The organism is Paraburkholderia sp. J69-1 (genome assembly GCF_905220255.1).
Lineage (GTDB): Bacteria > Pseudomonadota > Gammaproteobacteria > Burkholderiales > Burkholderiaceae > Paraburkholderia.
Genome location: NZ_CAJMZG010000005.1, coordinates 90,639 through 102,760 on the forward strand (window position 1 = coordinate 90,639; position 12,122 = coordinate 102,760).

8 protein-coding genes are annotated in these 12,122 nt (G+C 61.7%); 4 read left to right on the plus strand and 4 right to left on the minus strand.

Going from position 1 to position 12,122, the window contains the following annotated elements; genetic code table 11:
* Both U5A67_RS10655 and U5A67_RS10660 read right to left on the minus strand, forming a co-directional pair.
* Window positions 1–930, minus strand: coding sequence for an AMP-binding protein (locus tag U5A67_RS10655; RefSeq protein ID WP_321813953.1), 930 nt, complete (start codon window positions 928–930; stop codon window positions 1–3).
* Window positions 931–992: 62 nt separating this feature from the next.
* The gene (locus U5A67_RS10660; protein WP_321813954.1) at window positions 993–1,691 is read right to left on the minus strand and encodes a hypothetical protein; all 699 of its coding nucleotides are present in this window, start codon (window positions 1,689–1,691) and stop codon (window positions 993–995) included.
* Between the two features lie 412 nt (window positions 1,692–2,103).
* On the opposite strand from U5A67_RS10660, the gene U5A67_RS10665 reads away from it, so the two are divergent.
* The 4 genes from U5A67_RS10665 (at window position 2,104) to U5A67_RS10680 (ending at window position 9,933) form a co-directional block, all read left to right on the plus strand.
* The gene (locus U5A67_RS10665) at window positions 2,104–3,093 is read left to right on the plus strand and encodes a helix-turn-helix domain-containing protein (RefSeq protein WP_321813955.1); all 990 of its coding nucleotides are present in this window, start codon (window positions 2,104–2,106) and stop codon (window positions 3,091–3,093) included.
* 52 nt (window positions 3,094–3,145) lie between these two features.
* Window positions 3,146–4,432, plus strand: coding sequence for an autotransporter strand-loop-strand O-heptosyltransferase (locus U5A67_RS10670; RefSeq protein WP_321813956.1), 1,287 nt, complete (start codon window positions 3,146–3,148; stop codon window positions 4,430–4,432).
* A gap of 192 nt (window positions 4,433–4,624) precedes the next feature.
* Entirely contained in the window at window positions 4,625–8,314 is a 3,690-nt protein-coding gene (locus U5A67_RS10675; RefSeq protein WP_321813957.1) for an autotransporter domain-containing protein, read from the plus strand.
* Between the two features lie 53 nt (window positions 8,315–8,367).
* On the plus strand, window positions 8,368–9,933 hold the full coding sequence (locus tag U5A67_RS10680; protein ID WP_321813958.1) for a hypothetical protein: 1,566 nt from the start codon (window positions 8,368–8,370) through the stop codon (window positions 9,931–9,933).
* A gap of 51 nt (window positions 9,934–9,984) precedes the next feature.
* On the opposite strand, the gene U5A67_RS10685 is transcribed toward U5A67_RS10680, so the two are convergent.
* Together U5A67_RS10685 and U5A67_RS10690 are read right to left on the minus strand one after the other, a co-directional pair.
* Window positions 9,985–11,103, minus strand: coding sequence for a helix-turn-helix domain-containing protein (locus tag U5A67_RS10685; RefSeq protein ID WP_321813959.1), 1,119 nt, complete (start codon window positions 11,101–11,103; stop codon window positions 9,985–9,987).
* Between the two features lie 114 nt (window positions 11,104–11,217).
* Window positions 11,218–11,493, minus strand: coding sequence for a hypothetical protein (locus tag U5A67_RS10690; RefSeq protein ID WP_205981981.1), 276 nt, complete (start codon window positions 11,491–11,493; stop codon window positions 11,218–11,220).
* Window positions 11,494–12,122 lie beyond the last annotated feature (629 nt).

A 12,122-nucleotide genomic window follows, 5' to 3' on the forward strand; every position in this document is an offset into this window, starting at 1 on the left:
CTATCCGCGAAAGTTGACGTGCATCACCGTGATATGCTCGCGCTCGATGAGCTGGCGCATGCGCTCGAAATCCATCCGCTCGCGTGGCGGCACGATCACCAGCCGCGCACCTTGCGTAAGCGGCCATAACGATTGCCAGATGGCTTCGTCGGGTGCGTGTTCGGCGCCTTGCAGCAGGGAGTCGCCTTGCCCGATGGGCGCTTTCGCCTGCATCGATTCCAGACGGTCCAGCACGTCGCTGTGCTGCTGGAACACAACGGTCGGCGCATCGCCTTCGGCGCCGCGGCAGACCGCGCACACCGGCGATACGCCGTCGGTCATGCAATCGTTTGGCCAATACGCGTGGCAACCGTCCGCATCGTCGTCGCAACACACGACCGTGGCGCCGGTTTCCGCCAGGCACGCCAGATAGGCGCGTTGAGCGATGACCATTTTGGCCCCTGCGGCGCGCAGCGTTGCGCCCAGTTGCAAACCGTCGCGGCCGGGATCGAGCATCAGGCACACCCCGCCCGCCTTGAGCACGGCAAGAATCGCGCGCACCATCGCCAGCGACTCGGGCATGAGTACCGCACAGACTTCGCGCGGCGCCAACCCCTGCTCTTGCAGAATGACGGCGAGGCTGTCGGCCTGACTGTCGAGTTCGCCGTAGGTCAATTCGTCGTCGCCGAATTTCACGGCGCGCGCGCCCGGATTGAGTTGCGCGCGAACTTCGAAACGACGATGGATCGGCTCGGGAACGACCTGCGAAAGCGCAGGTGCATGACGCGCTGCGTAGGCCATAGCTTCGTCATTCTCAACGGGATGCCGAATTATTTCTTCGAACATCGTCCAGTCGAGCGCGGTGTGCGGCGCGCGGCACACCAGCGCATCGCCGTCCATCACAACATGATGCTCCGTGAGCCATCGGCCCACGTCTGGTCTCTCGTTCATGGTCGTTCCCCTTACGTGTGACGGTGCCGCGCCTGTTTTACGTGCCTGCTGGCGTCCCGCCGTCAAATCGCGTCGATCTGCCCCACTGGTCCAACGCTTCCCTCAAGCTCCGGCCCACTCATCTTGCCGACGCGACGCCGGTATGCGCTCTTGTGTTTGCGCATGTTGTCGGTCAACTCGGAGATCACCTCGGTCGCGGCAAACACAATCTGATTGAAACTGAATCCCGCACTAATCATTTCGCGGTAAAACGACTTTGCGAGAATGCGCGCCATCTGGTTGGGCGATTGCGCCGATTCCGCCACGATTTCGCCGATGGTCTTCTGGGTGCTGCGCGTTAGCGCCAGTTGCGCGAAACGCGACTTCAGAATGTGCTGCATCTGGATCACCTGGATCGAACGCGTGATGACCAGCGACAGCAGGCCGAACAGTTGCAGATCGTCGGCGCCAAAGCAGCGTGCAGGCTGCCGTTGATGTGCGCGAATCACGCCGATCACCTTGCCCTGCATTTCGATCGCGGAAAACATGCGCGGATTCTCGCCATCGACACTCGCTTCCAGCACATCGCCGAACCCCGTACCGGGCCGCAACCCCATCTCTTGCACCTGCGCTTCGCTCAGCATCACGATGGCACAGGCCGCATCGAGCACTTCACCGGCCTTGAAGGCCAGTTCGTTGAGACAGTCTTCGATACTGCCCGCGTATTCGATCTGGTTAAAGGTATCGCGCATTCTCGTGATGACAATCTGGCTCTCGTTCATCGCTCAGCCATCCTTATTAATTTACGGTCATCCTCAACTACGTTCGCCACCCTGTTCTACCCGTCGCCCGATTCGATGCGTGTTTGTGTCGAACCGGTTTAATGGATGTTATTGGATAAATTCCTTCGTATCCGCCATATTCCCTAAAGTTTCAGACACGATTTCCGCATTGCACATCGAACGTTCCAAACATCCCAGTAGCCAGCGCGTTTTACCGTTTTGTTTCATGAATGCAGCATTTTTAGCGCGAATGCTTCATGGCCTGTCGATCGCTCGAATGGGCCTGAAACGACGCTGCCCGATTCCGCCAAAAAAACCTCCCTTTCCGACGAATTACGCCCTGCGAAAAACGTGGCCAGTATGATGCAACGCAGCGGATAACTAGATTCGCCAGTCTGAACGGGAGACCGCGATGAGCCTGAGAGACTACGGCAAGACGGGGAATGAAGGCCCAACGGATGCGAATGCCGTGTCCGGCGCCTGCACAACGAGTCGCATCGCGATCCTCATTCTGGAAGCGTGTCCGCTCAGCGAAGCGGCATCGGTTGCGGAAACCTGGCAACTGGTCAACGACGCGCTTTCGTGGACCGATGAAGCTGCGCATCGCTACGACGTGTATGTGCTGTCGACCGAAAAAGACAACGTCGCCTGCGCGTCGTCGATCCGGCTGCTCGCGGAGAACATCGGCGAACACGATCCCCGCCTGTTCAAAGCGATTTTCGTGGGCGGCGGGCACTCGACGTTCGAGCCCGAAGTGATCGACTGGCTGCTGCAGGCCGGTTCCGAAGTGGAACTGATCGCCATATCGAGCGACGTCGAACACCTGCTGAATCAACTCCGGCCCTGCGCCGAACCGGCAGCGAACCGGAGCAACGTGAGAAACCCACGCATGGTGCCCGCGATTGAGCGCGTGCTGGCGATGGCGGAACGCGACTTCGGCACGTTGGTGCGAATTCGCACCGAGATGCTGCGTGCGAAGCTGCCGTCGCCGCGCGGCGGCAGCAGAACGCCGAACATGCGCGGCACGCTCGCACTGAGCGAGCGCATCGAAGCCTCGCTGCTATGGATCAAAAGCAATCACGCGGGCTCGGTGTCGATTTCCGAACTGGCGCGGCGCGCCTCCATGAGCGAACGCAATTTCCTGCGGCGCTTCAAGGCCGAAGTCGGCCAGACGCCACGCGAATATCTCGCGCGTGTGCGGCTGGAAAATGCACAGTTGCTACTGGTGCAAACCGATCTTCCGGTCGACAAGATCGCGCGGCGCTGCGGTCTGTTCAACGGCGATCATCTGCGCCGCTATTTTCTGAAGTATCTCTCCGTTTCGCCGCTGGAATATCGCTCGCTGGCGCGCGAGCGGCCCATGGCCAGCGCTTCGACCGAAGTGCTCAATAGCGGCATTTGATACACACAGCCGGGAAGACCTTGAAACAAGTCCAATCAAAACGGGAATAATAATGAATAGTCCTTATCAACTTGAAGCGCTTGACCAGCACGCTTTCTCAAGCCGCGAAGTCAAGATTCCCGCGCCCCCGCTCAAGGCCGCAGCGCCCTTTCCGCCACCTGCAGCGCAGCCAACGCAGCACACCGCCAACGGCATACGCTTCGACTTCAATCTGGGTTGCCGTATCACGCTGCCAGCCGGCGACTGGCGCGTGAAGCTGACCGATCTCGACACCGGCAATGTGCTTTACGAAACTCACATCGGCGCCGGTACGGTCGCGAGCGCGAAGAAGTATTACGTGCGCTTTGGCGTGGAAATTCACGACCGCTCGCGAACGCACGCACAGCCCGTTCTGAGTCACCACTACGATGCTGCGAGTCAGCCTGTACTGATCCAGTTTCCCGTTGGCACGCTCGGCGATATCGTCGGCTGGTTTCCGTATGCCGTGAAATTTCAACGCCAGCATCATTGCCGACTGACTTGCGCGATGTCGGCGAAATTGATTCCGCTTTTCGAGGACGCCTATCCCGAGATCGAATTCATCGATCCCAGTGCCGTTCGACCGGAGCGCTATTACGCGACGTACAGCATTGGCCTGTTTTTCGACGATCAGGCTAACGACTGGCAGCCCTGCGACTTCCGGCAAACCGGCCTGCACCGAACAGCGGCGTTCATCCTGGGCGTCGATCCGGCGGAAGCGCCTCCGCTGCTTGCGCTCGACGATGAACGACGCCCGATGGACGACCGTTATGTCTGCATCGCGACGCAGAGCACGACGCAGTGCAAGTACTGGAATAACCCGGAAGGCTGGCGCGAGATCGTCGCGTTTCTGAAGGCGCGTGGTTATCGCGTGATCTGCATCGACCAAAAGGCCGTGCACGGCCACGGCATCGTCTGGAATCACATTCCGCACGGTGCCGAAGACGAGACCGGCGAACGCCCAATCACGGAACGCGCACGCTGGCTCAGGCATGCGGAATTCTTCGTGGGATTGTCGAGCGGCCTGTCGTGGCTCGCATGGGCCGCGGGTACGCCAGTCGTGCTGATCAGCGGTTTTTCCAACGTCGGCAATGAGTTCTCCACGCCTGCACGCGTGATCAACTATCACGCGTGCAATAGCTGCTGGAACGACCCGCGCGTACGCTTCGACCACGCCGACTTTCTTTGGTGCCCACGGCACGCGGGCACGCCGCGTCAGTTCGAGTGCACACGGCTCATCACCGCTACGCAGGTGAAGCAGGCCATCCAGCGTCTGCCGGTATTCGCTGCGCAGACGGAAACGTCACCCGCCTCCGAATAGAAACCATAGATGTCGCTTCATTCCATTTTTTTTCATACATCCATTATTTTGGCATGCATATCAATCAGGAAAAACAAGCTGTAAAGGTGTTTCAAAAAGCGCCGCTGGGCCGCGGCAAAGGGGTATTCAAAGACCCGGCGACATCACTCCATTTAAAGACTTATCCGTGCGGGATCACGCAGGGAGACCACCATGAAATCGATCACTTATCGCCGTAGATTCTGCGTGCACCTGTTCGGGCGGCGCACGCGGCGTATTTCGCGGCTGACCGCGCTGCTGCTTTCGAGCGTCATGGCGAACGGCTGGTCGCCGGGCGTCAGCGCGCAATACGTCGTCAGCGCGGGGCAAACCACATCGGGCGTGATAGTGCCCGCAGGCGTCGATCAAACCCAGTGGGTATTCAGCGGCGGAACGGCCATTGCCACCGTGGTCAACAGCGCAGGCACACAGGTGGTCTCGGGCGGCACGGCCATCGGCACGCTGGTCAGCGACGGCGGCACGCAAACGGTGGTCGACAGCGGCACGGCGAGCAGCACCACGATACTGACCGGCCTGCAGTACATCGCCGATGGCGGCACTGCCACCGATACCGTCGTCAACGGCCTGAGCGCCGTGCCGGTGGCAGCGCAGATCGCCGGTTTCACGCTTGCGGCCATCGCCGGGGCCGGGCCGTTCACGATATCAGCGACGCCTTCCGCGCCCGATGGCGTGACGATCGTGGTGAGTTCGGGCGGCACCGTGCAGAGCGCGACGCTGGACTCTGCGCTGCAGTTCGTCGATAGCGGCGGGACGGCAACGAGCAACATCATCATTGCGGGCGTGCAACTCGTCAACAGCGGCGGCACCGCGCTCGACACTGTGCTGCTTGGCGGCGTGCAACTCGTGAACGGCAGCGGCAGCACGGCTACCAGCAACTTGCTTGTGGGCAGTGTGCAGGTGGTGGGCAATGGCGGCTCCACCATGAACAATGTGCTTGTGGGCAGCGTGCAGGCGCTCGAACTGGGGGGATCGGCCACAAGCAATTCGCTCACGGGAAGCTATCAGTTAATCGGCTACGACAGCATTGCCACGAGTAACACGCTCGAGCTGAGCGCCCAGGATATCGGCTACGGCGGCAATGCGGTCGATACCACGCTTGATCGCAGCGTGCAGACGGTGGGCTCGGGCGGCACGGCGACCAGCACCAGCGTCGATTACGCCAGCGTCCAGTACGTGCTCGGCGGCCATGCGCTGGACACCGAGGTCAATAGCAGCGGCACGCAGATGATCGCACACGGCGGAATCGCGAGCAGCAATAACATCAACGACGGCGGCACGCAGTATGTCGCGAGCGCGGGCAGCGCGGTCGACACGGTGGTTTCCAGCGGTGGCTATCAGTACGTGGTGGGCGGCACGGCGACCGGCAATGTCGTCGATGGCGGCACACAGAGCATTGCGAGCGGCGGCGTCGCCACGAGCAATCGTATCGAAGACGGCGGCGCGCAATACGTCGCCAGCGCTGGCAGTGCGTTCGACACGGTCGTTTCCAGCGGTGGCTATCAATACGTGGTGGGCGGTTCCGCCACCGGCAACAGCATCGAAGACGGCGGCACGCAATACGTCGCCAGCGCCGGCACCGCCCGCTATACGACCGTCAACAGCGGCGGCAAGGAATATGTGCTCGGTGGCCTCGCGAGCAGCAGCACGCTGCTATCGGGTGGCATGCAGTACGTGGCAAGCGGCGGCGTGGCTGACGTCACGATGGTCGGCAACGGTGCAACGCAATACGTGGCGATGTCCGGCACCGCCAATGCTTCGCTGCTCTCGGGCGGCACGCAGATCGTCGGCGCGGGCGGCGTAGCAACCAGCACGAGCGTCAACAGCGGCGGGCTGCAATATGTCGCATCCGCAGGCGTCGCCAGCGCCACGCTGATCAACAGTGGCGGCGCGCAGAACGTCGTCAGCGGCGGCACCGCCATCGGCACGACGGTCAATACAGGCGGCGTCCAATACCTGACGAATGGCGCCGTCGTGACCGACACGACGCTCGATGGCGGCACCCAAAGCGTCAATGCAGGCAGTCTCGCCAACACGACGACGGTCAATACCGGCGGCTTGCAGGCCGTCAATAGCGGCGCGCTCACAAGCGGCACCGTCATCAACAATGGCGGCTCGCAGATCGTGATGGGCGGCGGCGTCACAAGCAGTTCCGTGGTCAACAGCGGCGGAAGGCAAAACGTGCTGGGAACCGTTGTGAGCGCAACGGTAAATAGCGGCGGCACGCTGATGATCGGCCAGGGCGGCACATCCGGTAGGCTCGCAGGCGACACGCAAGATAACGGCACACTCGTGTTCGATCTGGCGGGCACCTATACCTACGGCGGCACGCTCACGGGCAGCGGCACGCTCGTGAATGCCCATAGCGGCACCGTCGTGCTGAACGGCGCGAGTTCGGCCTATAGCGGCACCACGCGGGTGCTCGCGGGTACGCTTGAAGTGGGCGACAGCACCCATAGTTCGGCGACGCTCGGCGGCGATGTCGTGGTCGGCGAGGCGGGCACCTTGCGCGGGCACGGCACGATCGGCGGCAACGTGGTCAACGACGGCGTCGTGAGCCCCGGCGGTTCGATCGGCACGACGACGATCGCCGGCAACTATCAGCAATCGTCTGGCGCCACGTTGCAGGTGGAAATCAGCCCGACTTCGGCATCGCAACTCGATGTCATGGGCAACGCCACCCTCGCCGGCACGCTCGCAATCGTCTATGACGCAGGCAGCAGCGTCGCGTCGAGCACCTATGCGCCTGGCACGGTGACGCTGCTCAAGGCGGCGTCGATTACCGGCACGTTTGCGGGCGAGCCGGCCGCCATCGTCGAAAGCGGCGCGAATCTGAGCTATGTGGTGCCGAGCGTCGCCTACAAGGCGAACGAAGTCGATCTCATCCTCACGCCTGTCGACACGAGTATTTACACGGCGATGGGCTCCGCGATCTCGCAGGTCGCGCAGGCCACCAATGCCGCCATTCTCGATCGTGCCAGCCGCCTGTGCCGCACGAGCAACGCCAGCGACTGCATCGCGGGCACCGATCACGTGTGGATCAAGGCCATCGGCGATTACGCGCGCACCGACAATAACGGCGGTATTTCCGGCTATTCCGCGCGCCAGTATGGCTTTATCGCGGGCTACGACCATCGCATCGGTCGCTACGACGTAGGCGGTACGCTGGCCTACAGCCACGTCGATGTGAGCGAAGCGCAAACGCCCGACACCGGCACGGCGGACAGCCTGCGCTGGTCCGCGTATGGCGGCATGTGGACCGGCCCGGTCAATCTGGCCGCGACAGTGGGCCTGGGCTACGACTTCATCGACCAGAAACGGCCGTTCGACACCGCAACGGGCACGGCAACCGGCAGCCACAACGGCCTCGAAGCGACAGCCGCCGCGCAGGCGAGCATGCCGCTGCCCTCGCTCGGCGGCTTCGTGCTGATTCCGCGCGCCGGACTGCGCTTCGCGTATTTCCACGGCGATGCCTTCAGCGAATCGGGCGCGGGCGCACAGAACCTGATCGTCGGCACCGACAACATCCAGAGCGTGCAACCATACGCGCAACTTGCGTTGCGCTACGCCTTCGGCAGCACAGAGATGCCCTCGCATCTGGAAGCGTATGTGGGCTACGCACGCGAAGTGGGCACGACGAATCGCGCCGTATCGGTAAGCGCGCAGGACGGCACGCTGTTTACCGCGAGCGGCGTGCCGTTGCCGCGCAACCTCGTGACGGCGGGCGTCTCGCTGAATATGCGGATGACGCGCTCGCTATGGGTGTCGGCGGCTTTCGACACCCTGCTTCACACCTCGAACGCGTCGATCAAGGCCGGCAGCATCAAGGTGGACTACCGGTTCTGAAGCGCTGTTCGTACCGATTCTGGAGATCGCTTGAAGATGCCTGGGAGACCGTAATGACTGTACCGTTCCTCATTGCTTCGGGGCTCGCGCTTGGCGTGAGTCTCGCCGCGCCCGGCGTGGCGCTGGCCGATGCTGCCGATACCGCCGATCCGCCCGCTGCATCGGCGGCCGCCGCGCCGGACATGCCCCCACCGCGTGCGCAAGCACGCGAATCGCGCTACGACAGCGACAATCCCGACGACGATAAGGTTGCGCGCACATCGACCTTGCCGCCCGATCTTGCGGACGCCCACAGCGAGGCGCCGCCCATCGACGGCGAACCAATCGCGCTCACGCTTGCGCCGCTCCCCGAAGACGTGGTCGCGGCGGATGCAGCCAGCACCGTGCTACCGAAACCCGTCGCGCTGGTGAGCGGCACGGACCTACCCGCGCCCACGACAACCAGCGCAGCAAATATAGCAGTCAGCGCCCCGTCAAACTCACTCGACGAACCAACGCTCAGCTCGCCGCTCGCGCAGGAACTGATTTCGGGTTTCTATTCCCGTATCAACGTGCTGGGTTACGGCGTTGTGCAAGACCCGGTCAATTCGACGCTGAATCCGAATAACGCGCTCGCGGTGCATCGCTACGAAACGCAATTACTCCTACGCCCGGACTTCAACCTGACTTTCCGGCAGCTGGAGCTGGGCATCAAACCGCGTTTCGAAGCGGACTGGAGCCGTGTGCAAAACGGCGTCCAGGGCGGTACGGACATCACGACCGCCACCGCCTATATCAACGAATGGATTGCCCGTTACCACGTGACCGATCAATTGCTCGTGAGCTATGGCCGCGAAAATCTGCAATGGGGCCCGTCGCAACTGCTTTCGCCGTCCAATCCGTTCAACCAGAATAACGGCAAGAACAATCCGGCCATCGAGCAACCGGGCTTGGACTACGGGCGAATGGTCGTCATCCCGAATTCGTCATTCACCGGTTCGTTCATCGCGAATACCGGCTCGGGCCGTCTCAACGAAAGCGGCGACGCAAGCGGGCCATTCCACAAGGCGTATGCCGGTAAATTCGACTACACGGGCGAGAAAGCCTACGCCTCGCTGATCGTTTCCAAACGCGATACCACGCCCTGGAGAATCGGCTATTTCGGCGGCTGGAACATCTCCGATGCACTGCTGCTCTACAGCGAAGGCAGCGCCGCGCTCTCCACCAATGCCGCGCTCCCGCATCCCGATTACGATCTGCTGGCAGGCGCCACATACACGCTGCTCAACGGCGCCATGATTACAGGCGAATACTTCCACCATAACGCGGGCTGCACGCAAAACGACGTCGCCCAATGCGTGTCGCCGCTGGCGCTCGATCCGACCAATCCGTATCCGCGCCGCGATTATCTGCTGCTCCAGTACGTGGATACGAAACTCGTGCGCAACGTTGGCCTCACCGTGCGGCTGATTCAGGATCTCAACGATCATTCGACCCAATTGCTTTCCGATGTCGAATATGAAGTGGGACAAAACTGGCTGCTGTATTTCGTGCCTTCCGTAACGTTCGGGCCGAGCCGCAGCGAATTCGGCAGTCTCGTACGCTATTCGATTTTTGCAGGGGTGTCGTTCACCTTCTAGGTTTCGCCGACGGGCGTGAGACACCCGTCGGCGCATCTGGCCGCATCGATATCAGACCAACGGTTCGAGGCCGGGCGACCTAAGCGGCTCTGCAACGCGGGCGGCCGCCGCTGGCGGCGCTGGTGACACCGTTGGCGCTTGCATCGCCTGCGCACCAAGCAACGCGATCGGTGCGCCCGCCATCCGCCGGGCATCGGCGCGATAGGCAGTGGCCGTGGTGGAGAGATGCTTGCGCAGCAACTTCGACAGCCGCCCGCCGCAACCAATGCCACAACGCTCCGCGATCTTGTCCACGGAGAGATTGGTTTCGACCAGCAACCGGCAACACATATCGAGCCGCGCATACATCAGATAGTCGGAAGGCGTCACGCCGATTTCAATCTTGAAGCGCCTGAGGAAATTACGCTCGCTCATGGCCGCCACGCGCGCCGCCTCGCGCATGACCACCTGCGTATTCGCATTCGCCAGCAGCCAGCGCGCCGAAGCCTGAATGCGCTCGCTGACGAAGTGCTCGGCGTTCTTGCGCACGATGGCTGTAAATTGCGTCTCGGCTGGCGGCGCTACGGCCACGGCGATCTGGTTGACGATATCCGCGTCCAGATCCGCCTGAATGACATCGAGCGCCATCCGCAGCGGTCCGACGAAATTCGCGTAAGCGCCCGCATCGGCAGAACGGGACACGCCATGATGCGGCGCTTCGCCTGGCGCGCGCGCGTGACGCGCAGGCGATCCGCCGGACGCATCGAGCAGCAGGCGTCCCTCGGCAATCGGCAGAGTCACCCGGCAACGCGGCACCGCCTGACGCAACCAGCCGACCAGGCGTCCATCGCTGAGCGCATGATGCGCACCGGCGCCGCCCATGATAAAAAGCGCATCGAAGCCTTCGCCCTGATGACAGGCATCGATACTCTCGGTCCAGACCAGCATCGTCGATGAACTCGCGATCATCCCGCCGGCGACCGAAAGCAGCCTCAAATGATAGATCGCGCTGTCGCTGCGCGATGACCGCGACAAGGCATTGGCCAGTTGAAACGCCCGCGCGACGGTAATGGCCTCCTGTTGCGCAAAGCCGTTGAACAATGTGATGCCGATCTGTCTGACCGTGCGGGCGTTGCGTGGTCCGCTGGCCCGATTGGGCACCACGCCCAATCCATTGGAAAGGTGCTCCATCTGATTTCCCCTGTTGTGCCGGCCACTGGCGCGCGATGCGCAGCCAGGCCGAAATACCACTCGCGTTGTCCTGCCGCGCAGGCAAACCGGCGAGACGTGGCATGCCGCCCAGGCTCAGTTGCGCGGCGGTCGTTCGGCGTGCGCAATCGCATCTTCGATCAGGCGGCAATCGTCGGCGCCCAGCATTTCGCCGTGCGCGCGAACCAGATCGTCGAGCGACCTTGAAAGCCGCTTCATATAGATGGGTGACGGCGTGGCGAGCGGCCACACCGACATCAGATAGGCGAGCGGTATCACGAGCCTGCTCTCGCACCACCGCTCGAACAGGGTGACGCAGCAGGCCTCTATTCTCGCTGCGGGGTCGGGCTGCGCCTGGCGTTCTCTGATCATGGTAGTCCCCTCATACCTCAAACTCCGCTTCAAGGATCGACGAGCGGCCTGCTTCGCGAGCGCGTCGGCGAGACGCACGGCGATGCCCTACACAGGCACTCGACCAGCACTGCACGAGGAACTTGAAAAACCGCTTCCGATTTCCCCCGCCTCCCTTTAGGCGCAAGCTTTTTTTTGATCAGCTTTTTGTCTGATGTTTGTGATAGTGTTACGTTGTCCGAATGTTTATTTTTATTTGTTCGCTGGCCGATATTGCGTCGTTTTCTTATTCGATTTGCATATGCAACAAACTTGGAATTGCGAAGCTAAAGCAAAGCCAAATGAGTGAAAGCCGCATCGAATCCGGCGTTTGCGCGAACACCCTGCCAGCGTTGGAAGAGGTCGCGACAATGCACCAAAAAATACCCATGCAGATTCGAAAGCTTCATCCCATTTTATGCACTGCTGCGCCGCAGCATAGTGGGGAATAGCGCATCCGGTGTGAGTATTGTCGGAAAAATATGTATTCTTGGCGGAAGGAAACCAGGCCAGATTTACCGATGCGCTTTATGCCTCTTTTACGCCAGGGTTATGCCTGCTTGTGGGGCAATGCAATGCACGAATATCGACCGTTTTCGCCATGATGGATC

Excerpts from the sequence above, each read along its gene's own strand:
- U5A67_RS10655 (WP_321813953.1), bottom strand. The coding sequence starts at position 930 with ATGAACGAGAGACCAGACGTGGGCCGATGGCTCACGGAGCATCATGTT.
- U5A67_RS10660 (WP_321813954.1), bottom strand. The coding sequence starts at position 1,691 with ATGAACGAGAGCCAGATTGTCATCACGAGAATGCGCGATACCTTTAAC.
- U5A67_RS10665 (WP_321813955.1), top strand. The coding sequence starts at position 2,104 with ATGAGCCTGAGAGACTACGGCAAGACGGGGAATGAAGGCCCAACGGAT.
- U5A67_RS10670 (WP_321813956.1), top strand. The coding sequence starts at position 3,146 with ATGAATAGTCCTTATCAACTTGAAGCGCTTGACCAGCACGCTTTCTCA.
- U5A67_RS10675 (WP_321813957.1), top strand. The coding sequence starts at position 4,625 with ATGAAATCGATCACTTATCGCCGTAGATTCTGCGTGCACCTGTTCGGG.
- U5A67_RS10680 (WP_321813958.1), top strand. The coding sequence starts at position 8,368 with ATGACTGTACCGTTCCTCATTGCTTCGGGGCTCGCGCTTGGCGTGAGT.
- U5A67_RS10685 (WP_321813959.1), bottom strand. The coding sequence starts at position 11,103 with ATGGAGCACCTTTCCAATGGATTGGGCGTGGTGCCCAATCGGGCCAGC.
- U5A67_RS10690 (WP_205981981.1), bottom strand. The coding sequence starts at position 11,493 with ATGATCAGAGAACGCCAGGCGCAGCCCGACCCCGCAGCGAGAATAGAG.